Annotated in this window: 15 protein-coding genes; 8 read left to right on the top strand and 7 right to left on the bottom strand. The window is 43.3% G+C overall.

Translation table 11 applies throughout. The annotated features are described in order from the left end of the window. Positions 1-120 precede the first annotated feature (120 nt). Positions 121-1356, top strand: a complete 1236-nt coding sequence (locus KO473_RS15640) for an MFS transporter (protein WP_005779036.1) — start codon at positions 121-123, stop codon at positions 1354-1356. Between the two features lie 88 nt (positions 1357-1444). Beyond that, a complete protein-coding gene (gene murF / locus KO473_RS15635) occupies positions 1445-2743 on the top strand; it encodes a UDP-N-acetylmuramoyl-tripeptide--D-alanyl-D-alanine ligase (RefSeq protein WP_122130413.1) in 1299 nt (432 codons plus the stop codon). A 4-nt stretch (positions 2744-2747) separates the two neighbouring features. Here murF and KO473_RS15630 read toward each other — a convergent pair whose 3' ends face one another. Next, positions 2748-3140 (bottom strand): VanZ family protein, encoded by a 393-nt coding sequence (locus KO473_RS15630; RefSeq protein WP_122130414.1) that lies wholly within the window; start codon positions 3138-3140, stop codon positions 2748-2750. Positions 3141-3244: 104 nt separating this feature from the next. Here KO473_RS15630 and KO473_RS15625 point away from each other — a divergent pair, with 104 nt between their 5' ends. Both KO473_RS15625 and KO473_RS15620 read left to right on the top strand, forming a co-directional pair. Continuing rightward, the gene (locus KO473_RS15625) at positions 3245-4612 is read left to right on the top strand and encodes a sodium-dependent transporter (protein WP_005811883.1); all 1368 of its coding nucleotides are present in this window, start codon (positions 3245-3247) and stop codon (positions 4610-4612) included. Positions 4613-4614: 2 nt separating this feature from the next. Next, a complete protein-coding gene (locus KO473_RS15620) occupies positions 4615-5517 on the top strand; it encodes a helix-hairpin-helix domain-containing protein (RefSeq protein ID WP_122130415.1) in 903 nt (300 codons plus the stop codon). Here KO473_RS15620 and KO473_RS15615 read toward each other — a convergent pair whose 3' ends face one another. From KO473_RS15615 to KO473_RS15605, 3 genes are read right to left on the bottom strand one after another with little or no spacing between them, the layout of a single operon-like run. Further along, positions 5518-6168 carry an ABC transporter ATP-binding protein gene (locus tag KO473_RS15615; RefSeq protein WP_005779045.1) on the bottom strand — a complete coding sequence of 217 codons (651 nt, stop codon included), beginning with the start codon at positions 6166-6168 and terminating at the stop codon, positions 5518-5520. It abuts the gene before it with no gap. Positions 6169-6172: 4 nt separating this feature from the next. After that, on the bottom strand, positions 6173-6901 hold the full coding sequence (locus tag KO473_RS15610; protein ID WP_005811888.1) for a ThiF family adenylyltransferase: 729 nt from the start codon (positions 6899-6901) through the stop codon (positions 6173-6175). Beyond that, positions 6883-9018, bottom strand: a complete 2136-nt coding sequence (locus KO473_RS15605) for a cation:proton antiporter (protein ID WP_005779049.1) — start codon at positions 9016-9018, stop codon at positions 6883-6885. The genes KO473_RS15610 and KO473_RS15605 overlap by 19 nt, the downstream gene beginning before the upstream one ends. A 198-nt stretch (positions 9019-9216) precedes the next feature. Between KO473_RS15605 and KO473_RS15600 the strand changes: the two genes are divergently transcribed. Next, positions 9217-10227 carry an aspartate-semialdehyde dehydrogenase gene (locus KO473_RS15600; RefSeq protein WP_005779051.1) on the top strand — a complete coding sequence of 337 codons (1011 nt, stop codon included), beginning with the start codon at positions 9217-9219 and terminating at the stop codon, positions 10225-10227. Between the two features lie 50 nt (positions 10228-10277). Here KO473_RS15600 and KO473_RS15595 read toward each other — a convergent pair whose 3' ends face one another. From KO473_RS15595 to KO473_RS15585, 3 genes are all read right to left on the bottom strand, one after another. Next, positions 10278-12137, bottom strand: a complete 1860-nt coding sequence (locus KO473_RS15595; RefSeq protein ID WP_005822900.1) for a RagB/SusD family nutrient uptake outer membrane protein — start codon at positions 12135-12137, stop codon at positions 10278-10280. Between the two features lie 13 nt (positions 12138-12150). Then, positions 12151-15633 (bottom strand): TonB-dependent receptor, encoded by a 3483-nt coding sequence (locus KO473_RS15590; protein WP_032541610.1) that lies wholly within the window; start codon positions 15631-15633, stop codon positions 12151-12153. Positions 15634-16095: 462 nt separating this feature from the next. After that, positions 16096-16944: a hypothetical protein gene (locus tag KO473_RS15585; RefSeq protein WP_005783329.1), complete on the bottom strand. Its 849-nt coding sequence runs from the start codon at positions 16942-16944 to the stop codon at positions 16096-16098. A 1143-nt stretch (positions 16945-18087) separates the two neighbouring features. Between KO473_RS15585 and KO473_RS15580 the strand changes: the two genes are divergently transcribed. The 3 genes from KO473_RS15580 to KO473_RS15570 are packed head-to-tail and all read left to right on the top strand — an operon-like array spanning position 18088 to position 23812. After that, positions 18088-19257: an exo-beta-N-acetylmuramidase NamZ domain-containing protein gene (locus tag KO473_RS15580; RefSeq protein WP_005811900.1), complete on the top strand. Its 1170-nt coding sequence runs from the start codon at positions 18088-18090 to the stop codon at positions 19255-19257. A 43-nt stretch (positions 19258-19300) separates the two neighbouring features. Then, positions 19301-20749, top strand: a complete 1449-nt coding sequence (locus KO473_RS15575; protein ID WP_101604184.1) for a sodium:solute symporter — start codon at positions 19301-19303, stop codon at positions 20747-20749. 12 nt (positions 20750-20761) lie between these two features. Continuing rightward, positions 20762-23812, top strand: coding sequence for a xanthan lyase (locus KO473_RS15570; protein ID WP_122130416.1), 3051 nt, complete (start codon positions 20762-20764; stop codon positions 23810-23812). Positions 23813-23915: the final 103 nt, after the last annotated feature.

Raw genomic sequence — 23915 nt, 5'->3', positions numbered from 1 at the left:
ATAAGTTATCTTCAATCCTGCAGGAAGATATCCCAACACACTTTCTGCTGCTTAGATGCCGAACATTCTGACGAATCGTTTGTTCTTTACACACCTAAACTTTATAATACCTATACAACTATGCGTATTCAAACTGGCCAAGGGACTATACCCCTTATCACCCTTATCGGCATCTGGTCTATCTCGGCCCTGAATGCCCTACCCGGTCTGGCGGTTTCTCCTATTTTGGGGAAGCTATCCGTCATCTTTCCACACTCCACCGAACTGGACATACAGATGCTTTCGTCTCTGCCCTCACTACTGATTATCCCATTTATCCTTCTGGCGGGCAAACTGACCGAACGGGTCAATTTCATACATCTATTACAAGCCGGGCTTGCCATCTTTGCCTTAAGCGGAATACTTTATCTACTTTCGGGACAAATGTGGCAACTGATTGCTGTAAGTGCTTTACTGGGAGTAGGATCGGGGCTGATCGTTCCGTTGTCCACCGGCCTGATCTCAAAATACTTCACCGGTTCATATCGTGTGAAACAGTTCGGATTAAGTTCCGCCATTACGAATATAACCCTTGTGATAGCTACGGTGGTCACCGGATATCTGGCTGAAGTCAACTGGCATCTGCCATTTGTGGTCTACCTGTTGCCGATTGTCTCACTTATCCTGTCAGTATATCTGCAACGCAGCATGGCAAGCGAAGGAAGCACCTCACTTACCAATGATAAAGATACGGCAAGCCAAGAGGAGGATGTAGATACGGGAAACAGTAAATACGGCATTCATATCCGCCATCTTGCAGGAATCATGTCTGTTTACGGGCTTGCCACTTTCCTGGTACTGGTAGTCAGTTTCAACCTGCCGTTCCTGATGGAAGAATATCATTTCACCAGCGGTAACTCCGGCATTATGATCTCACTCTTTTTTCTGGCCATCATGGCTCCCGGCTTCTTTTTAAGTCGCATCGTTGGTACACTGAAGGAGAAAACTAAATTCTACAGCTTCCTCAGTATCGGCATCGGGCTGGCACTGATCTGGATCTCACCCAAGGAATGGATGATAGCTCCGGGATGTATCTTGGTAGGATTGGGATACGGAGTCATTCAACCTGTTGTCTACAATCAGACAACCCACACGGCAATCCCCCGCAAAGTGACATTGGCATTGGCATTTGTGATGGCGATGAATTACCTCGCCATCCTGTTGTGCCCTTTCATTATCGATTTCTTCCAGTCGACCGTGTTTCATATCAAATCCCAACAGTTTGCTTTTGTATTCAATTTATGTATCAGCATTGTGATGCTCGTCATTTCTTATACCAAACGAAATTCGTTCCTGTTTAATGATAATCTGAAATAGAAAATGTAATTTTGCAGCAACAACAGAAGAGGGTGTTACTAAAGTCTGTGATGAGCTTTTGCAACACCCTCCGTAAAAACGGATTATTATGAAACTTTCTGCTCTCTACCAGATATTCCTGGATTGTGCCGTAGTGACCACCGACAGCCGTAACTGCCCTGAAGGTTCACTGTTTATTGCCTTGAAAGGCGAATCGTTCAACGGAAATGCTTTTGCCGCCCAGGCTTTGAAGGACGGTTGTGCCTATGCTGTGGTGGATGAAGCGAAATATGCTCCGGAAGATAATAAACACATCATACTTGTGGACAACTGTCTGCAAACCCTGCAACAACTTGCCAATTACCATCGCCGGCAGTTGGGTACGAAGGTGATCGGTATCACCGGAACCAACGGTAAGACGACGACTAAAGAATTGATTTCTGCTGTTCTGGCGAAAGCCCACAATGTGCTTTACACGGAAGGTAACCTGAACAACCACATTGGCGTACCGGTGACCTTGCTTCGCCTAAAGGCGGAACACGACCTGGCAGTGATCGAGATGGGGGCTAACCATCCGGGAGAGATTAAGTTTCTGGTACATATTGCTGAACCGGATTATGGAATCATCACCAACGTGGGTAAGGCCCATTTAGAGGGTTTCGGTTCATTCGAAGGAGTGATTCGGACAAAAGGGGAATTATATGACTACCTCCGTGAAAAGGATGATTCTACCGTATTCATCCACCATGATAATGTTTATCTGATGGACATCTCACGGGGGCTGAACCTGATTCCTTACGGAAGTGAAAATTCGCTGTACGTCAACGGCCACGTAACCGGTAATTCTCCTTACCTGACTTTCGAATGGAAAGCAGGCAAAGATGGAAATTTACATCAGGTACAAACACAACTTATCGGTGAATATAACTTTCCGAATGCACTGGCTGCCGTCACGATCGGACGATTCTTTGGAGTAGAATCCTCAAAGATAGATGAAGCTTTGGCCGGATATACTCCCCGCAACAACCGTTCGCAACTAAAAAAGACCGCGGATAATACACTGATTATAGATGCTTACAATGCCAATCCGACCAGCATGATGGCCGCTCTGCAGAACTTCCGTAACATGACTGTGGAACGGAAAATGCTGATATTAGGTGATATGCGCGAGTTAGGAGCAGAAAGCGCAGCCGAACACCATAAAATCGTAGAATACCTGCAAGAGTGTTCGTTTGAAAAAGTCCTGCTGGTAGGAGAATTATTTGCATCAACCAATCCTCCCTATCCTACATATGCTAACGCACAGGAATTAATAAAGGACTTGCAAACGGAAAAACCCCAAGGCTACACCATCCTGATTAAAGGCTCAAATGGCATTAAGCTAAGTACGGTCGTAGAGTTCCTATAATAAGTTACTTTGGGGCTACCATCCGTGGACGAACCACAAAATACCCTATCAGACTGGCCAATACCGCTCCTGTGGTATTGGCGGCAAAGTCCAACCAATCTCCTCCGCGATAAGTAGTGCAATATTCCTGTAGCAATTCTACACATCCACTGAATAATACAGGACAAACGAAAGCTCCTACCCATGCATGCCATATCGGGGTATGATCTCTACGGTGTGCCCGCAAAAACTCCAGCCACAACATACCGGACATGCCGAAGTACATACAAATATGAACAATCTTATCGATATTAGGAATTTTACTGATCTCCGTTGAAGGAGGTTTAAAGAACGATAAATAGATGACCGCAAGAATAATAAAGAGCGATACGGGATATTTCTTAATATAAGATAGCATACCTAAATAAATTACAGATGAGTCGCAAATATAAGGAACATTTTCTATATTTGCACGTTTAAAACAATAAAATCTATCGAATTGTAAGATAACATACGCTTTCTATGACAAAAAAAGACAGAGGTAATTTTGGTAGTAAATTAGGTGTGATATTAGCTTCTGCAGGTTCAGCTGTCGGGCTGGGTAATATATGGAGATTCCCTTATGAAACAGGTAATCATGGAGGAGCAGCTTTTATCCTTATTTACCTGGGATGTATCCTTCTACTGGGGTTACCTATTATGATAGCCGAATTCTTAATCGGACGACACTCACAAGCCAACACCGCCCGTGCCTACCAGATACTGGCTCCAGGCACTCAATGGCGTTGGGTAGGGCGAATGGGAGTTTTGGCAGGATTCCTTATTCTTGGCTATTACTCCGTAGTAGCAGGATGGACATTAGAGTATATATTTGAGGCTGTCAGCAATAGTTTTGCAGGTAAAACTCCGGCAGAGTTCATCTCTTCTTTCCAAAGCTTCTCCAGCAATCCCTGGCGTCCGGCCTTGTGGCTCACTCTGTTTTTACTCGCTACCCACTTCATCATTGTAAAAGGAGTGGAGAAGGGTATCGAAAAGTCATCCAAAATTATGATGCCGACCCTTTTCATCATTATTCTTGTATTGGTGGGATGTTCCGTCACTTTACCCGGAGCAAGCAGAGGCATCGAATTTCTACTGAAACCGGATTTCAGCAAAGTGGACGGTAACGTGTTTCTGGGAGCTATGGGACAGGCATTCTTTTCGCTTAGTCTGGGCATGGGATGTCTATGTACCTATGCTTCTTATTTCAGCAAAGACACCAACCTAACCCGGACTGCTTTCAGTGTAGGCATTATCGATACATTTGTAGCTGTACTGGCGGGATTTATCATCTTCCCTGCGGCTTTCTCGGTAGGCATCCAGCCGGATGCAGGTCCAAGCTTGATCTTCATCACCCTGCCCAATGTATTCCAACAGGCTTTCAGTGGAATACCTGTCCTGGCATACATCTTTTCGGTGATGTTTTACGTATTGTTGGCATTGGCGGCCCTTACTTCTACCATCTCGTTGCATGAAGTAGTAACGGCCTACTTACACGAAGAATTCAACTTTACCCGGGGAAAAGCGGCCCGGTTGGTGACTGCCGGTTGTATTCTGCTGGGGATACTCTGTTCACTCTCTTTGGGAGTTACCAAAGATTTCACCATATTCGGATTAGGCATGTTTGACTTATTTGACTTCGTGACCGCCAAACTGATGTTGCCGTTGGGAGGATTGCTTATCTCCATCTTTACCGGATGGTATCTGGACAAGAAGCTTGTCTGGTCGGAAATAACCAATAATGGTACACTGAAAGTACCTATCTATAAACTGATTATCTTTATTCTGAAATATGTAGCCCCGATTGCCATTTCAGTAATCTTCATCAATGAACTGGGGCTGCTAAAATAAAAATGTGGAAAGACTTCTTTTACTTTACACGTACAGAACGGCAAGGTATCCTGATACTTGCCGTTTTGTGTATGCTGATATTCATTGGCGGATGGTTGATACCCGACAAAGAGAATACCGCCACGAACGATACTGAGAAATTCAAAAAGGAATATGCAGAGTTCATGGCCTCCATACAAGAAAAAAAAGAAAGAGGATATACACACAACAGCCACTTCCGGCACCGACGGGAAATAGTTCTGGCACCTTTCGATCCTAACACAATAGATTCTACAGGATTTCTCAACTTAGGGATTCCTGCATGGATGGCAAAGAATATACTCAGATACAGAAATAAAGGAGGAAAATTCCGCCGGGTAGAAGACTTCCGGAAAGTATATGGATTGACACAAGAACAATACGCCACTCTCCAGCCTTATATCCGTATAGCTCCGATCATAGAACAAAAAGATACATTTCACCTCTACATCCGGAAAGCGGAGAAGGATACACTGAAAGATTTTAAATACGAAGCCGGAACAGTAGTCGAACTGAACCAGGCAGATACTACAGAATTGAAAAAGATTCCCGGCATCGGTAGTGGGATTGCGCGTATGATAACAGGATATCGCAAACGATTAGGTGGATTCTACGATATAGCCCAGTTGGAAGAGATACATCTCGATGTGGATAAACTCCGTCCCTGGCTCTGTGTGACAGCCGGAACGACTCAACGAATAAACCTCAACAAAGCCGGCATTGAACGACTCAGAGCTCATCCCTATATCAACTTTTATCAAGCCAAAGTAATCGTAGAATACAGAAAGAAAAAAAGAACATTGAAGAGCCTGAAACAATTATCCCTTTACGAAGAATTCACGACTCAGGATCTGGAACGGATCAGTCATTACGTCTGTTTTGAATAATCAGATGATCTTTCCATCCACCATATGAATCGTACGGTCGGTGATTTTTGCTAATGTTTCGTCATGTGTCACAATCACAAAGGTTTGTCCAAACCGGTTTCTCAGGTCAAAAAAGAGTTGATGCAGTTCTTCCTTGTTATGGGTGTCCAGACTTCCCGAAGGTTCATCGGCCAGAATAACCGCCGGCTGATTGATCAATGCACGAGCTACAGCCACCCGTTGTTTTTCTCCGCCCGAAAGTTCATTAGGCTTATGTGATGCACGCTCCGTCAATCCCATAAAATCAAGTATCTCCATGGCATGTATAGAAGCTTCTTTGGTAGACACACCCGCAATAAATGCAGGGATCATCACATTTTCCAATGCCGTGAACTCAGGCAGTAATTGATGGAACTGGAACACAAAGCCAATGTGTGTGTTCCGGAAAGCAGAAAGTTCCTTCTCCTTCATCTTGCTTACGTTCGTACCATCAACATTTATCGTACCTGTATCCGGACTATCCAAAGTCCCCATAATCTGAAGCAGTGTGGTCTTTCCGGCTCCGCTGGGACCTACGATACTTACTATCTCTCCTTTGGCTATCTCCAGATCTATCCCTTTCAACACCTGCAACGAACCGAAACTCTTGGTTATACCTTCTAAATGAATCATAATCTTACAATCTTTTTATAACGTACTCTGCCAGATAACAGCCAAACACAGCCGGCATATAACTCACTGTTCCACAAGTCGATTTCTTATTTCTCTCGTCCTCCGTCAGCAACACTGCTTTCGGATCGGCTTGTTCCGTACTAAAGACGACGGGCAACTTACGTTTCACTCCCATCTTTTGCAGACGTTTGCGGACAGCTTTGCTAAGACCGCAATGATACGTATCCCAAAGATCGGCAAAACGCACCTGAGTGATATCACTTTTCGCTCCGGCACCCATACTCGATACTATCTTTATACGGCGCTGAAGAGCGTGATAAATCAAGTAACACTTCGGACTGATGGTATCAATGGCATCAACTATAAAATCGTATTTTGAGGCATCCAGCAACTCCGGTATATTTTCGTCTTTCAGATAAACAGGCAATACGTTCAACTCTATCTCCGGATTAATATCCCTGAATCTTACTTCCAGCACCTTTGCTTTCTCCATACCCAAGGTGGCATGCGTAGCCGGTAACTGGCGGTTGATATTAGTAGGTTGCACAGTATCGGCATCCACTATCGTCATTCGGCCTACACCTGCACGGCAAATCATTTCGGCCGCATAAGCGCCTACTCCACCTAACCCAACAACCAACACATGTGATTTTCTTAAACGTTCCGTTTTCTCTTCTCCTAAAAGAAGTTTAGTTCTCTGCTGCCAGTTTTCCATCAATTCTTTTTTAACCATTTATAGAACCATTTACCTACCTTATCGTAATGCTGAGACTCGTTGTACCCCCGTGGATCAGAAAAAGAAACTATCTCCTGAGGCTCGCCAAACTGATCGGGATACAGGATGATCAAGCTGTTGTTAGAAAAATATTTGCTAAGTTGGTTGGGTAACCGCTCAAACGCAGGATCATACGAAATAGATCCGCGCCGCGCACTGATAATCACTAACAAATGATCAAAATTCACTTGCCCGGTCAGCAAAAGCAGGTCGTCCCATTCATCCAGTCTGGAAAATTCGGTGGGAGTACTTCCATACTTCTTCTTCACTAACTGCTGTAACCGCATCAGGGTCTGCTCATTGGCAAAAAAATGTACCCGACAACCCAACAGACTTCCCATACGGCAGAAATGTTCCACCCATTTAGAGAACCCGGTCTCGTATTCAGCTTTTGGGGGTACGGCAATAATGATCCGCCGAAGTGTATTGACCGGCATAAGGAACTTGGCAATAATCACTTCCCGGTGAGTACCTTTCAGCAAACTCTCAGCCAGATTACCAAAGAATGAATCGACAATATTTGCCTTACGGTGCAGACCGATTACTACGTCCGTCGCATCATACTCTTTAATGGTATGGATAATGCCTGAAGCAATATTAAGGTCGTAACGACTCACCATATTAACCGAAACATCGGCAGCGGCAGCAATCATCGCTGCTTTTTCCAGATTCCGTTTACCCTGTAACTCCTTATTTTCCGAGTTGTTATTATCATTAATTACGTTGAGTGCAATCAGTTCTTTCTTCTGTTTGGTATCTCTGATAACCAATGCGAGGTTAATCAGATCTTCAATAGTATCCGGATTCGCTACCGGAATCAGGATTTGTTCCTGTTCTGTTTTCTCCTTGTTATCTTCGAACTGCATCTCTTCATGCAAAGCGAAACGTCGTGCAGAGCGTTCGGTCACAAGTGAGCTGATTACGCATGTAAAGAGAATCATCACCACCGTACCGTTCAGCACATCGTCATTCAGCAAACGTTCCCCATTCTCCATTATAATGCCATGCCCTATCAGCACTGCTGCCAGAGTAGCAGCCGCCTGCGCATTGCTCAAACCGAACATCATGCTCCGCTCATTGGGCTGCATACGATAAATCTTCTGTGTAATCCAGGCAGCGAGCCATTTACTCAAAGTAGCGAATACGGTCATCACTACCGCAACCTTTAAAGCTTCGCCTCCGGCAAACAAAGTGCGGACATCAATAATCATCCCCACACCAATAAGAAAATAGGGAATAAACAAAGCGTTTCCGACAAATTCCAAACGATTCATCAAAGGAGAGACATGCGGAATGAGACGATTCAGTACCAACCCTGCAAGGAAAGCCCCCAAAATGCCCTCCATGCCAACAAACTCCATCAAGCCGCTACCCAAAAACACCATTGCAAGTACAAAAACAAATTGCATCACGCTATCATCGTACTTACGGAAAAACCAACGGCCGATACGCGGAAAAAAGAATACGATCAAAAAACTCAGGAATGCAACCTTTGCCACCAGCAGAATCCAGAACATGCCGTCGACAGTCCCTTTATACATACCTCCAATGACAGCCAGAATAATCAAAGCCAAAGTAACGGTTACGGCTGTCCCCCCAATCGTTATATTTACACTTCTTAGCTTAGATAGGCCATAACGACTGATAATGGGATAGGCAATCAATGTATGGGAAGCATACATGCTGGCCAAGAGCACAGCTGTGGTAAATCCATACCCCAACAACTCCATACTGCTCCATACGCCCAATGCCATCGGAATAATAAATGTAAACCACCCGAAGACCAGCCCTTTGGTCCGGTTCTTCTTAAAATCTTCCATGTCCATCTCCAGCCCGGCCAGAAACATGATATAGTAGAGTCCCACTTTCCCAAACAGCTCAAAACTACTATCCCGTTCGAGAACATTGAAACCATATTCACCAATAACTACCCCGGCCAGAATCATACCAATGATATGGGGGATATGCAAGCGTCCCAGTATCATCGGCGCAAATAGAATAATGATCAGAACCAAGAAAAACACCCATGTAGGGTCTGTTATCGGAAGTTGTAAACTGAGATCAAACCAGTGCATATATCGGGATTTTTGTATTTAACTGCAAAATAACAAAAAAGTTATCACACCGCCAATTCATTAGGAAAGAGATTTTCAATGAGAAATCTTCTCCCTAAAATGCTTATTATATTGCAAAATGTTATAATTTTGCAGCCAAATCCTTACGATTGATTTAAATTGTAGAGGATGAGTATTCACATAAAACAAAAGAAAAAGATGAAAGTAGCTATTGTTGGCGTAAGCGGAGCCGTAGGACAAGAGTTCCTGCGCGTGCTCGATGAGAGAAATTTCCCGTTGGACGAGTTAGTTTTGTTCGGCTCTAAACGTAGTGCCGGGACCAAATATACTTTCCGCGGTAAACAGATCGAGGTCAAACTTCTGCAACACAACGATGACTTTAAAGGGGTGGACATTGCTTTCACTTCGGCCGGTGCAGGCACATCCAAGGAATTCGAGAAAACCATTACCCAATATGGTGCGGTAATGATCGATAATTCCAGCGCTTTCCGTATGGATGCAGATGTACCTTTGGTGGTGCCCGAAGTGAATGCAGCCGATGCTAAAGATCGTCCGCGCGGCGTGATCGCTAACCCGAATTGCACAACCATCCAGATGGTTGTCGCACTGAAAGCCATCGAAGAGCTTTCTCATATAAAAACCGTGCATGTATCTACTTATCAGGCAGCCAGTGGTGCCGGCGCAGCCGCTATGGACGAACTTTATGAACAGTATCGCCAGGTTTTGGCCAATGAACCTGTCACTGTTGAGAAGTTTGCATACCAACTGGCTTTCAATCTGATTCCTCAGATTGACGTATTTACAGAAAACGGATATACAAAAGAAGAAATGAAGATGTTTAACGAAACCCGCAAAATCATGCATTCTGACGTAAAGGTTAGTGCTACTTGCGTACGTGTTCCGGCACTTCGTGCACATTCTGAAAGCATTTGGGTAGAAACAGAACGTCCTATTTCCGTAGAAGAGGCTCGTGAAGCTTTTGCCAAAGGCGAAGGATTGGTACTTCAGGACAATCCGGCAGAAAAAGACTATCCGATGCCGCTGTTCCTGGCAGGCAAAGACCCTGTTTACGTTGGCCGTATCCGCAAAGACTTGACCAATGACTGCGGACTGACTTTCTGGATTGTAGGTGACCAGATTAAGAAAGGTGCCGCACTGAACGCTGTTCAGATTGCCGAATACCTGATTAAAGAAGGAAATATCGGATAAGCCAAAATATTCATATCAAAAAAGGGGAAGCAATTGCTTCCCCTTTTTATTTACTTATTCTCCCAACCGGGAGTTTGACTCAATTTATAGCCTTGATCGGCATACTGATCGATTTGTGCTTTGCCCACAGGAGCCAAATAACATTCATCGCCAAACACATCACGGGCTACCGCCTTCAGCGGAACAAAGAAGCCAACCATATCGTCAGCATTACTACCATCATAAGTAACCACGGTACCGTCCATCTTGCGAACCTGATAAGCGGTATACTTTCCGTCTTTACCCTGTTCCAGATATGAAGGAAGTTCTTCTTTCAGATTAATCCACAATCCTAACATTGTATCCGGGTATTTATTATTATCCATATAGTCGAGTTTCTTCCAACGTCTGATATCAGCCAAACGAGTATGCTCGTATACAAATTCCATACGACGTTCACGACGGATCTCCCAAATCAAAGCAGGCACATCGGCATCACGATCGGGTGCAAAAGCTTCAGTGATATCGGCAAGTTTCATCGGAGCTGTTTTCTGTACCCCTTTAGCAATAGCCTCAACGTCGAGATCTCTATTACGAATCGCATTGATTGAAATATCAATATCACCTTGTGTGACTGCCGCTTCTCCCATGATTGCCAACTCTGCTTTAGCTTCTATCCAGTTCAAAAGCACTTCGGAATAACGCATAACAGGAGCATCGTTGGTGTTGGTCATACTCCCATACTGGGGTGGTATAGTTGCAGCATTCCAGTATGTTGGCCCGGTGCGGTCGATAAATTTGCAAGCGTATAAAAGCGTACTGGCCTGTACTCTCGGTTCATCCCAGAAGGTAGCTTCAAAACGGGGATCACGGGTTTTAACCATGTGTTTGATATCCAGTTTCGCGGCATCAGGCACTGCTGATGCTTCATACGGTTTACCATCATTACATAAGAATGACTTAGCCAATGCCAGATTAGGAGACGGGGACTGCCCCTCGTAACCATTCGAATAAGAAGCCACGTGATGTGTCGCATTCGCAGCATCATAGTGCCTGTACATCAACATCTCTTTGTGTCCCTTCAAGTCCTGAGAACCGAACAGGCTTCTGAAATCTCCGGAAATCGCATATTTCCCGGTACCAATCACATAATCACCCGCTTCCTTGGCAAATTCCAGATATTTTTTTGCCAATGCCTGATCTAAATTATGATATTTCTGCCAAGTGCCTTCATACAACATAATCCGGGTAATAAAGCCGGCTGCTATGTCTTTATTCAAATACATCGCACCGTCTGACAAACGAAGATTCTCAAAAGCAAACTTCAAATCGTCATAAACCTTCTCCATGACTTCAGCTCTCGGCGTCCTGTCTTTATACATTTGAGCTGCGTCTGTCTCCACAAAAACCTTATCAAAATAGGGGACGTCTCCAAAAGACCAGACCAAACGATGATATTCGAATGCCCGGAAGAAGCGGGCAACCCCCATCCAGTGATTGTATGCTTCTTCTGTCAGGTTTACTTTGCCATACATATCAAGTCTGTCGATCATCGTATTAATTTTACGTACCCATGCAAAATTCCAAGTTGCACTTCCATACTTAGTCAACCAAAGGTCGCTACCGGTAGACAAGCTGCTCGATCCCCTGCTGGACGGAACGGCATTTTCCATCACAGACTGCTTTCCTGCCCATGCGTTATCATCCGAAAAATAATATCCACGCAACGGAGCATAATCCACTCCCCATGTATTGTTATAGCCAACAAAGTAATTAGGATAACATTCATTGGCATACAGACGGAAATCTGTTTCGCTTCGCCAATAGTTCGTATCAACCGGTTTCGTCAACTGAGGACGGTCTAACACATCATCGCAACTGGTGAAACTCAGTGCGGCAAGTGAAAGTAAAGTAAATATATATTTTTTCATATTCTTCTTTATTTTAGAAATTCAACTGAATACCAACGGACAAGCTCTTAAAAGTAGGAGTTCCGACACCGGTACGACCCGAATTATAATTATCTGTATTAAACATCGAAAATCCTTGTACCTCTTCCGGATCGATAGGCAGACCATTCAAATTATCCCAAGTCACAAAGTTCTCTAAAGACATATAGATACGCGCTTTCTGCATCCGCACTTTTCGTAGGATATCGGCAGGTATGGAATAACCTATCGTGATATTTTTCATTCTCAAATAAGACATATCGAGAAGGTAACGCGACTGAGTTACCATATTCAAAGAGTTATTGGAACCGGCTAAATTGTAAGGACGCGGATAAAAAGCATCAGTACGGTCTTCCCGCCAATAATTTCCGGCAATAGCCTGAGGCATGGCACCATCCGAAGAGTTATATCCGGCAATAGCAAGAAAACCATTACCCCAAACTTCGCGTTTGCCAACACCTTGGAAGAATACAGAAAAATCAAACCCCTTATAGTCGGCTCCCAAACGGAAACCATATTCGTAGCGCGGAGTAGAATTACCGATTACTTTGCGGTCACCCGGATCATCGACAGTTCCACTTCCGGAATCGATCAATCCGTCGCCATTCAAATCAGCAAATTTTACGTCACCCGGACCAAAAACAAAGTTGCCACTCTGCAAAAAGTCCTGATAAACAGGATTATCCCCTTTCAGTTTATTCACTTTTTTAGCACCTTTAGTTCCCTGAGCAACCTCTTTACCATTCAAAGCCCAAGTTGTCACAATCTGATCTCCATTATATACGAAATCATCTTTCTGATATAGACGTTCCGTCTGATATCCCCAGATCTCTCCATACTTTTTACCAACATACCAATCACTAACGACCCGGGTATCACTATATTTTGTAATCTCTGTTTCAGCATCAGACAGGGTAGCCATCGCATTTATACCTAATCCGTTAGAAAAACGGTGATTGTAATCAAGTGCGATTTCCCATCCTCTGGTTCTCAAAGATCCAAAATTTCCTTTCGGGGCTCCGGTACCAAACGCCAAAGTAACACCGGCACCCGGGACAATCATATTTTTTGTATCACGTTGATACCAGTCAACAGTTAAACCGAGTTCGCCATCCAGAAAACGTGCATCCAAGCCAACATCGACAGTCTGAATGTCCTGCCAAGTGATGTTACTTGCCACTGCACTGGGTGTACTTACATAAACCAGCTTATTTCCACTCTCGTCCAGCCAATTCAGTTGACCGGTAGACATGGTGGGGATATATAAAGAATTGGATACAGTCTGGTCACCGATAATACCCCACGACCCTCTGAATTTCAATGATGTGACAGCAGGTTTCATCCACTGCATGAAAGCTTCTTCACTTGCACGCCATCCGGCTGAAAAAGATGGGAACCATCGCCATTGCAAGTTATCCGGAAATTTGGAAGTTGCATCATAACGGAGATTAGCCTCCAATAAGTATCTATCCTTTAAAGCGTAATTGATACGTCCGAAGAACCCGAGTTGACCCTCCCAATCGTATCCTCCACTTGCCTCTTGTAAACCTACAGCGAGGTCAAACTGTGGATTGGTAATATCAGATAAGTCACCTTTCCGCGACCAGTTGTATTCTTCATCATAAGTCACCCGGTTCATGCCGACCAAGAACTTAAACGCATTATTCTTATCTACTTTCCAGTCATATGTAGTAGAAATATTCCAAGTGTCCTGATTCGTTGTCTCAGAACGTCGATACATATGGTCGGGATTCGCTCCATGAGCCGTATACTCTGTCATACCTAATTTATAGGCAGGCATTGCTCCCGAAGTTCCGGCAGCAACTGTTTCGCCGGCTTCATTGACATAAATACGATTACCACTGGCATCATTTTTAGCTACTGCTCCACCCCATGAATTAAGAGCTGTATAGCGGGTACCAGGAGTTTTAAGTACATATTCATTGGCGGCATGTGTATAGTCAATATCCAACTTCCAGTTTTTCATAATATTGACCGTAGCCCCTACGTTTACATTTATATAGTTGTATGCACGTGATGCCGTATTGGCTTGAGCTACTTCCGAATGCGGGCTGCGGATAATATTTCCTTCATCATCATACCCCATCGGCATGTTCGGTCCCCAGCGGTATAAATACAACCAAGGATCAGCAGTAGTAGAGGAGGTAGCATAGGCGTATCTCTTTTCACGTTTAGAATACATGGCTCCAGCTCTCACTGTGACATATTTATTAATATCGGTACTGATTCTCAAAGAACCATTATAGCGCTTAAAATCATCATCTTTCGCCGGTTTCATCAGTCCTGTTTGATCCAGATAACCGAAGCCAATATTATAAGTCGTACGTCCGCTTTTACCATTAACCGAGAGATTATGAGTCATTGAGGGAGTCCACTCTTTAATCATATAATCATATGGATCGAAAGTTCTCAAACCAATCTTACGGTTATTAGCGTCTACATACCAGTCACGACCATACACGTAAGGATCATTAGGACCTAACTTGCCACCATACTTTTGGTCCCACTCTTTGGCTTTGACAAGACCCTCTTCAGTAATCTGAACAAATGCACCGGCTACGGTTCCTCCCACACGTTTAAAAGCTTCGACCGAATACTCCAAGGCATCAATTCCTCCCATCTCCATTTTCTTGGAAATATTCTGCCAAGAAAAGTTTCCGGAGTAACTCACATTTATACTTTCCTGCTTAGCTCCTTTTTTAGTAGTAATCAATACAACACCAAACGCAGCTTTTGCACCATAAATAGAAGATGCTGCCGCATCTTTCAAAACCGAAATAGATTCAATATCGTCCGGATTGACCATCTGAATACTTGGAATCTCAACATTGTCCATTAAAATAAGCGGAGCGGAACCTCCGTTAATAGACCCAATCTGGCCACGGATCTTCATAGTAGGATCCGAACCTATTTCTCCACTCGGGATTACAACAGAAAGTCCTGGAGTCGTCCCCTGTAGACCACGTCCGACATCCGCAATCGGGCGGCTACTCAACGTTTTATTCACATCTACCGATGCTACTGCACCTGTCAGGTTCTCTTTCTTTTGAGTGCCATAACCTACAACGACAACTTCATCCAAAAGCTCACTGTCTTCTGTCAAAATGATTTTCATTGTTCTTGTAGCTTTCACTTCATGTGGCTTATAGCCCACAAATGTGACTTTCAAGACAGCCCCGGGTTTAACATTTAAACTGAATTTGCCATTAATATCTGTAATAGTACCATTTGTTGTCCCTTTCTCTGAAACACTGGCACCAATAACAGGCTCTCCGTTTGCATCAGTCACTACACCACTAATAGCTTGCGACTGTAATTGTTCTGTCACTTCATAAGCACTGCCGGAAGCAGTTGAAGCAGCCACCGCATTACCACTGCCTATAAACAAAGCAGTTATTGCCACGGCCGTAAGGAGCTTGCTATTTGCTAGTCCTCGTTTCTTGCGATCTTCATTCATAAAAGATAGATGATTAAATTGTTTGTTAATCGATTGATTTCTCAAAATGCAGGTAAGGTAAAATTAGGAAGTGGGAATCATCCCACCACAAGAGGTTGTTTATTCATCATAGGCTTCTTGTCATTTAAAGGTTTTAATTTTTATATTATCTCTATTATTGACTGAGTTAAAGTTCCATTAGAACTTTGGTTTTCGCCAGTTTAATTAATGTCAATTAGCTTTATGGTTCTTTTAAGAGATAAATTGTCCATTATTAACAAAGGTTCAAAACCCTTCCGAGTTTCATCATAGCAAAGATATATATTATTTTAATATCAAGAACAAATATTTATTATATTTTAGATTTATATCTATATATTCACATAGAGAGTGATATGACTTTAAGAGTTTTGGCTCATACTGACAGATAAAAATGCGGTATTTAAGAGTTCGAAACTATTATTTAGATATAGCTGTGTATTTTTAAGGTTCTTCAATGTTCATTGAATGAAATTCAATTAAGCCATTCATTGGAGTTTCTTCTATAACGTCAATCTCCACTCCAAATTCTCTGGCTACTTTACGCAAAGTATCTGAATACGCATAGGCAAGTGATCCTACAAACCGAATGGGATAATTCATATAATCGTATTGGCACACGCTACGGTTAAAGAAGCTTCGCAGATTATTGGTTAACAAATTATATACGTATTCATTGTCCATATAATCTCCTAAAAAATATGCAATCGTACCTAAAAAACGGTTAGGGAAAGGTAAATTATATACAGATTCCATCACATCATTGGCAGATATGCGAAATTTTTCATGGAATTCACTCGCCAATTCTTTGGGAGCTAACCCTTTAAGAAGATCAGCCAGAAATAGTTTTCCGAGAACAGCTCCACTGCCTTCGTCACCGAGAATATATCCTGCAGCTTTCACATTTTTGACAACGATTTTACCATCGTAAAAACATGAGTTTGATCCGGTACCTAAAATACAGGCAATTCCAGATTCACATTTGAATAGTCCTCGAGCCGCCGCCAACAAGTCACTTTCAACTTGGATAGGAGTTTTAAACTGTGCTACTAAGGAAGCACCTAAAATGTTTTTCTTTTCATATGAACTACATCCGGCACCATAATAATATACTTGGTCCAGTTTCTTTTTGAAGAAAGACTCCGGTAATCCCAGTCTGACACTTCTGCTAATTTCTCTTCTGGTCTGAAAGAAAGGGTTTAACCCCTCGGTAAACACACGTTGTACGAGATGATTGTCTTCAACCAATGCCCACTCTGTTCTTGTAGAACCACTTTCCGCAATAAGTTTCATTTCGCAGTTTTTTTTGATTTGGATACAAATATATAACATTTTTTGTAATTTAATTTATTTTGATCGGAAAGTTTTTCTATAACGCAATAACCACCCCAAAACTTTATTTATAGTTGGTAGAAAAATCCATGTGTTTTTTCTGCATATGCCGAATATTTGAGATCGTCAAAAACAATATTATTTAATATACTCTTTTATCCATAACCTAATATCCGAGAATCTTTTATATATATAATAATGTGATGATTATCTATATGCAATAGAAGTCATCAGTTCATTAAAAGACACTTTGATTTAACATAACATTGATATATTATGACTTATTTTAGAACTATCAATATCAAAAAACAGGTTGCCAGATACTTACAGGACCTGTGTTGGATTGGACGCATATTATTAGTGCTAATTAGAAGATTCACTACTCAGAACAGGTGCAGATATATAAGTACACTAATTTTCATATAAGTTCTAATGGAACTTATCAGGAAGTTGGCATAAAGAACATTGCCTCATATCCTCAAGCAAACAGTAAATGACTAAACCAACAGTTCTTATACCCGTATAGAAGCTTTCCTTAAAGCAAATACTATCAAAGGATTAACTTCAAATGTCAACTATATATTTAACCTCAATAATACAGCCATTAAACCAGTAGATTGCCGACAGTGTATTGAAATTCCCAGGGAGAAAAAAATAAATACTTCTCCCCCCAACAGAAGTCAATGAAGATGCAGAGTAGATCAGAACTCAGTACGTGACAATTCTCATGAACTAAATGCCCCAATGAAAGAAATATATCCGGCTATGTGAATACATTTTATGAACAACTCTTAGGATATGATAATGGCACAGGCTGCGGAGAATTATACTTTAAGACATTATCAATTGCGTAAAATCCGCAATTAGGCCTCAACATCCCCGGTTGGTAATCAGGGATACTCAGCAAAATACAAAGCCCATTCTATTCCTATAACGATTTGAACCATAGAAATAGGAAGAGTTTTATATTTTACCTTATAGCTTCAGATAAAGATTCAATTTGCAAATTATTGATTATAATATAAAATATATCTAAATATATGTTTTTGATATTAAAATAAAGACTATCTTTGCTACAAAGAAATTCCTGCTAATACTATTTTTATGAAAAAGATCCTACTTATACTCACTTTATTATGCAGTACTCTCTTTTGTCAGGCACAAAAGAAGGAGGTAATTGTAGGTGCCGAGCAAACCAATGAATACTTTCCTATCCTGAAAAATAAGCGAATAGCTATTTTTTCCAATCATACCGGAATGATAGGAAACAAGCATCTTCTGGATGTTTTGCTGGAAAACAAGTTCAATGTAGTCGCTATTTTCTCTCCCGAACATGGTTTCCGAGGGAATGCCGATGCCGGTGAGCATGTATCCAGTACAGTAGATTCAAAAACAGGAGTCCCCATTCTTTCTCTCTACGATGGAAAATCCAAGAAACCCAGTGAGAGTTCCATACGAAAGTTCGACATATTGATTGTAGATATACAAGATGTAGGGCTGCGCTTCTATACTTATTACATATCCATGGTACGGCTGATGGATGCCTGTTCTGAATACAACCGCAAGGTTCTTATCCTGGATCGCCCCAATCCGAACGGGCATTATGTCGATGGACCAATATTGGATATGAAATATAAATCAGGAGTAGGCGGATTACCTATTCCCATTGTACATGGAATGACACTGGGTGAGTTAGCCCTGATGGTCAACGGTGAGGGTTGGTTGCCCTCCTCACGGACTTGTGATGTGACAGTCATTCCTTGTAAGAACTACACTCACCAGACGATGTATCGCCTGCCCATTCCTCCTTCACCTAATCTGCCGAATATGAAAGCGATCTACCTATATCCTTCTACCTGCTTCTTTGAAGCGACCCCGGTAAGTTTGGGACGTGGGACCAGTTTACCTTTCCAAGTTTACGGACATCCTAATATGACCGGATACAACTACAGTTTTACTCCTCGAAGTGTCCCAGGAGCAAAGAACCCACCACAACTCAATAAATTGTGTCATGGAGTAAATCTAAGCAATCTCAGCGACGAAGATATATGGAAAAAAGGAGTAAACCTAACCTACATAATCGATGCCTATCGTAATCTAAATATGGGGGACCATTTCTTCAGACCATTTTTTGAGTTGCTGATCGGTACGGACTATGTACGTAAAATGATAGAAGAGGGCAAAAATGCCGACGAAATAAAAGCAAGATGGAAAGAGGATGTCGAAAAGTTCAAAGTACAGCGAAAGCCTTATCTACTCTATCCAGACAATTGATTAACTCTTAACCGGAAATATTATATTCATTAATCTGAAAAGCATGACACCTATAGCGGTATTAATCACTATTGCTGCTTATTTCCTGATATTGTTTACCATTTCATACATTGCAGGAAGAAAAGCTGATAACGAAGGATTCTTTGTGGGTAACCGCAAGTCGGCTTGGTATGTGGTAGCCTTTGCCATGATTGGTTCCAGCATATCCGGAGTCACCTTTGTATCGGTTCCCGGCATGGTTGGAGTCAGTAATTTCTCATACTTGCAAATGGTACTTGGTTTTGTAACCGGACAAATCGTTATAGCCTTTGTTTTGATACCCTTGTTCTACCGGATGAATTTGGTATCCATTTATGAGTACTTGGAGAGCCGTTTCGGGACCTCTTCTTATAAGACAGGAGCATGGTTTTTCTTCATCTCCAAAATGCTGGGAGCAGCTGTACGGTTATTCCTCGTATGCCTCACATTACAATTTCTGGTTTTCGAACCTTTTCACATGCCTTTCATCCTGAATGTCATTCTCACAGTAACATTGGTCTGGCTCTACACATTCCGTGGAGGAGTGAAATCACTGATTTGGACTGATTCACTGAAAACATTCTGTCTGGTAGTATCCGTCGTATTATGTATTTACTACATTGCCACCGATCTGCGGCTCAGTTTCACAGAGATGATTTCCAGTATCTCCGACAGTTCCCTGTCACGTATGTTCTTTTTTGACGACGTAAATGACAAACGTTACTTCTTCAAGCAGTTTCTTGCCGGTGTGTTTACAATGATAGCCATGACAGGACTCGACCAAGACATGATGCAGCGTAACCTAAGCTGCAAAAACTTCAAAGACTCACAAAAGAATATGATTACCAGCGGCATCTCCCAATTTTTCATCATCCTCTTATTTCTGATGCTGGGAGTACTGCTCTACATCTTCACGTCACGCCAGGGCATCGCAAATCCGGCAAAAAGTGACGAGCTTTTCCCTATGATCGCTACAGGTGGATATTTTCCAGCCATTGTGGGCATCTTGTTCATCATTGGGTTGATTTCAGCAGCTTATTCCGCAGCAGGATCAGCCCTGACAGCACTGACTACCTCGTTCACCGTAGACATACTGGGAAGCAAAGGGAAAACAGAAAATACTGTACAAAAGATACGTAAACGAGTACATATCGGCATGGCGGTCGTCATGGGAATTGTCATCTTCGTATTCAATCTACTGAATAATACCAGCGTTATTGATGCTGTCTACATCCTTGCCAGCTATACATATGGCCCTATTTTAGGCCTGTTCGCCTTTGGCATTTTTACTAAAAAACAAGTACGTGACCGATATATCCCCCTGGTAGCCATCCTCTCACCCATCCTCTGTTTCATTTTGCAAAAGAACTCGGAGACCTGGTTCAATGGTTATCAATTCAGTTACGAACTACTGATATTTAATGCTTTGTTCACTTTTATAGGACTATGCCTCCTGATTAAGAAAACCAATTAACTTAACATCACAATGAAACCAATTCGCACTTCCCTGATTCTGCTGCTTGCAGCCGGCTTATTCCCACAAGCCGCAGCAGCGCAAGACCTGCCCAAAGACCTACGCTCCCAAGTAGGTGAGCTCCTGAATGAAACTGCCCGGAAAGAAGTTTCTATCGGGAAAATCCGTATCGATTCTATCAGTATGGAAAAAAACGAACTGATATTTTTCGCTAACATGAACTGTTCATACATTCCTTTCCGCGAAAACAACGTAGCCGAAATCTATCAGAGCGTAAAAGCGCTGCTCCCCCCAGAGTTGAGCAAACGGAAATTACAGATCCGGACAGACCACCATGCCATCGAAGAACTGATCCCCCTGGCACTTCGAAGTAAAAAGGGCAAGATGAAAACTCTGACATTCAGCCACAAAGTAGACAACCCCCTGATTACCCGGTTATCTGCTCCGTATGCCCCCACAAACGGATTACAGAACCGGCACATCGCTTTATGGCAAAGTCACGGCTTTTATTACGAACCGAAGCTAACCCGTTGGGAGTGGCAGCGTGCACGTATTTTTCAGACCGTAGAAGATCTCTACACTCAAAGCTATGTACTCCCTTTCCTTGTTCCGATGTTAGAAAATGCCGGAGCGACTGTCCTTCTTCCTCGTGAAAGAGACTGGCAGACAACTGAAATTATTGTCGACAACGATGGATGCAGAGACGGACACTCAATTTATACAGAACAAAACGGCAGTAAGGCATGGAGCAACGGAGCCAAAACAGGATTCGCCCACCTGAGGGCAACGTACAAAGACTTTGAGAATCCCTTTTGCGAAGGCAGTTACCGCCAGACAGAAACGATTAAGAAAGGAACCGCAAGCATTGCCGAATGGATCCCCGAAATCCCCCGGTCAGGCCGATATGCTGTTTATGTCTCCTATAAAACGGTGGACAACAGTACAGACGATGCCCTATACACCGTCTATCACCAAGGCGGCACATCACAGTTCAAAGTAAACCAGCAGATGGGAGGAGGAACCTGGATCTACTTAGGCACTTTTAGTTTCAGTGCAGGCAAAACCGATCACAAAGTCGTCCTCAGCAACCAATCCTCCAAAGCGGGCCGTCTGGTGACAGCCGATGCTGTAAAAATAGGCGGTGGTTATGGAAACATCGCCCGCAGCATCTCTGAAGAAGGGGGTGTAGATTATCCCTATGAGATCAGTAACTACCCTCGTTTCTGCGAAGCAGCACGCTACTGGATGCAATGGGCAGGCATACCGGATAGCGTTTACTCAGACAGTCGCGGTAAGAACGATTATACCGATGACTATAAATCACGTGGAATTTGGGTGAACTATCTCGCCGGAGGTTCGGCTGCCAACCCCACTGAAAAAGGACTGAATATTCCCATAGACATGGCTTTCGCCTTCCATTCAGATGCCGGCACCACCTATGGTGACACCATTATCGGCACATTAGGTATTTTCCAAACCTCTGCCTATGACGGGATATATGCAAATGGCACTTCACGGTATGCCTCCCGGGACTTGTGCGACCTGATACAGTCCAACATCGTGAAAGACATCCGCACTTTGCATGAACCGGAATGGACCCGCCGGGGAATGTGGAACCAGTCCTATTATGAGGCCCGTGTGCCACGAGTACCAACCATGTTGCTTGAACTCCTGTCTCACCAGAACTTTGCCGACATGCGTTACGGACTGGATCCTCGTTTTCGTTTCACCGTCAGCCGTGCCATCTACAAAGGAATGCTGCAATTCCTCTGTTCCCAATATAAAATGGATTATGTGGTACAGCCTTTGCCCGTCGATTCTATAAGCCTGCGCTTCATAGAGGGCAACCGGATAATGCTTTCATGGCAACCGGTAGACGATCCGCTGGAACCTACCGCAAAAGCAGACCAATACATCGTATATACCCGCATTGGAGAAGGAGACTTTGATAATGGCGTGATTGTAGACACTCCGGATTACCAGACAAACATCCCTTCAGGCGTAGTTTGCAGTTTCAAAGTAACCGCCCTCAACAAGGGAGGTGAAAGTTTCCCGTCCGAAATTCTTTCTATCGGGAAAGCCCTCAACGAAAAGGGAACAGTACTGGTAGTGAACGGGTTTAGCCGAGTCAGTGGTCCGGCAGACTTTACGGCAGATGCAGACACCCTGGCCGGATTCCTTGACGAACTGGACCACGGAGTACCTTACCAGACAGACATCAGCTATATTGGTCCGATGAAAGAGTTTCGTCGACAGATCCCATGGATGGACGACGACGCCTCCGGATTCGGCGACAGCTATGGTACGCACGAGACAATGGTAATTGCCGGAAACTCATTCGACTATCCGGCTGTACATGGAGAGGCGATTCTGAAAGCAGGATATTCATTTGTATCGTGTGGTCTCACTCCCTGCTCCTCACTCAAGAAGAAAAACGGGAGAGATAGTATCGCCAACCAGACGGATGCTGCGTCAGGGGGCATTCCGGTCTTGCGGATGAACGACTACAAATACGTAGACCTGATTTTGGGTAAACAATGTCAGAGCAAGATGGGACGGGAAGGAATAAAACCATTGGAGTTTAAGACTTTTAGCGAAGAAATGCAGAATGCCATCTCAGATTATTGCCGGACAGGGGGTAATTTCTTCGTATCGGGAGCCTATGTAGCATCGGACCTATGGGATAATCGTTTAGCGAAAGCGGACGAAAAAGACAAGAAGTTCGCGATGGAAGTATTGAAATACAAATGGCGCACAGGACAAGCCGCCCGTAACGGAAAAGTCAAAGGCGTTGCTTCCCCATTCCCTGCAATCAAGGGAAATTACACATACCATCAGGAGTTGAATCCGGAATCGTATGTCGTAGAGTCGCCCGATGCCATCGAACCGGCCGTCCGGGGAGCATTCACCGTATTGCGATATTCGGAAAACAACCTGAGTGCCGGTATAGCCTATAAAGGAGATTATAAGACCTGTGTATTGGGATTCCCGTTCGAATCGGTACGTACCCCCGAAGAGAGAGAACAGTTAATGAAAGCCATACTAGCTTTCTTTGAACAATGATAACACAGGTGGAGTAACTGCACGTATAGGGTGCATACCCTCATCAAGGCAGCAACCGTTCCACTGACAAGAAACTGAAAAGTGTAGTAATAACAAATAAAAT

Source organism: Bacteroides sp. HF-4919 (genome assembly GCF_018860125.1).
This window is presented reverse-complemented; position numbering and strand designations above follow the sequence as displayed.

Coding starts and splice junctions, on each gene's coding strand:
- KO473_RS15600 (WP_005779051.1), top strand. CDS start 9,217: ATGAAAGTAGCTATTGTTGGCGTAAGCGGAGCCGTAGGACAAGAGTTC.
- KO473_RS15595 (WP_005822900.1), bottom strand. CDS start 12,137: ATGAAAAAATATATATTTACTTTACTTTCACTTGCCGCACTGAGTTTC.
- KO473_RS15575 (WP_101604184.1), top strand. CDS start 19,301: ATGACACCTATAGCGGTATTAATCACTATTGCTGCTTATTTCCTGATA.
- KO473_RS15620 (WP_122130415.1), top strand. CDS start 4,615: ATGTGGAAAGACTTCTTTTACTTTACACGTACAGAACGGCAAGGTATC.
- KO473_RS15610 (WP_005811888.1), bottom strand. CDS start 6,901: ATGGTTAAAAAAGAATTGATGGAAAACTGGCAGCAGAGAACTAAACTT.
- KO473_RS15615 (WP_005779045.1), bottom strand. CDS start 6,168: ATGATTCATTTAGAAGGTATAACCAAGAGTTTCGGTTCGTTGCAGGTG.
- KO473_RS15580 (WP_005811900.1), top strand. CDS start 18,088: ATGAAAAAGATCCTACTTATACTCACTTTATTATGCAGTACTCTCTTT.
- KO473_RS15625 (WP_005811883.1), top strand. CDS start 3,245: ATGACAAAAAAAGACAGAGGTAATTTTGGTAGTAAATTAGGTGTGATA.
- KO473_RS15570 (WP_122130416.1), top strand. CDS start 20,762: ATGAAACCAATTCGCACTTCCCTGATTCTGCTGCTTGCAGCCGGCTTA.
- KO473_RS15605 (WP_005779049.1), bottom strand. CDS start 9,018: ATGCACTGGTTTGATCTCAGTTTACAACTTCCGATAACAGACCCTACA.
- KO473_RS15585 (WP_005783329.1), bottom strand. CDS start 16,944: ATGAAACTTATTGCGGAAAGTGGTTCTACAAGAACAGAGTGGGCATTG.
- KO473_RS15640 (WP_005779036.1), top strand. CDS start 121: ATGCGTATTCAAACTGGCCAAGGGACTATACCCCTTATCACCCTTATC.
- KO473_RS15630 (WP_122130414.1), bottom strand. CDS start 3,140: ATGCTATCTTATATTAAGAAATATCCCGTATCGCTCTTTATTATTCTT.
- KO473_RS15590 (WP_032541610.1), bottom strand. CDS start 15,633: ATGAATGAAGATCGCAAGAAACGAGGACTAGCAAATAGCAAGCTCCTT.
- murF (WP_122130413.1), top strand. CDS start 1,445: ATGAAACTTTCTGCTCTCTACCAGATATTCCTGGATTGTGCCGTAGTG.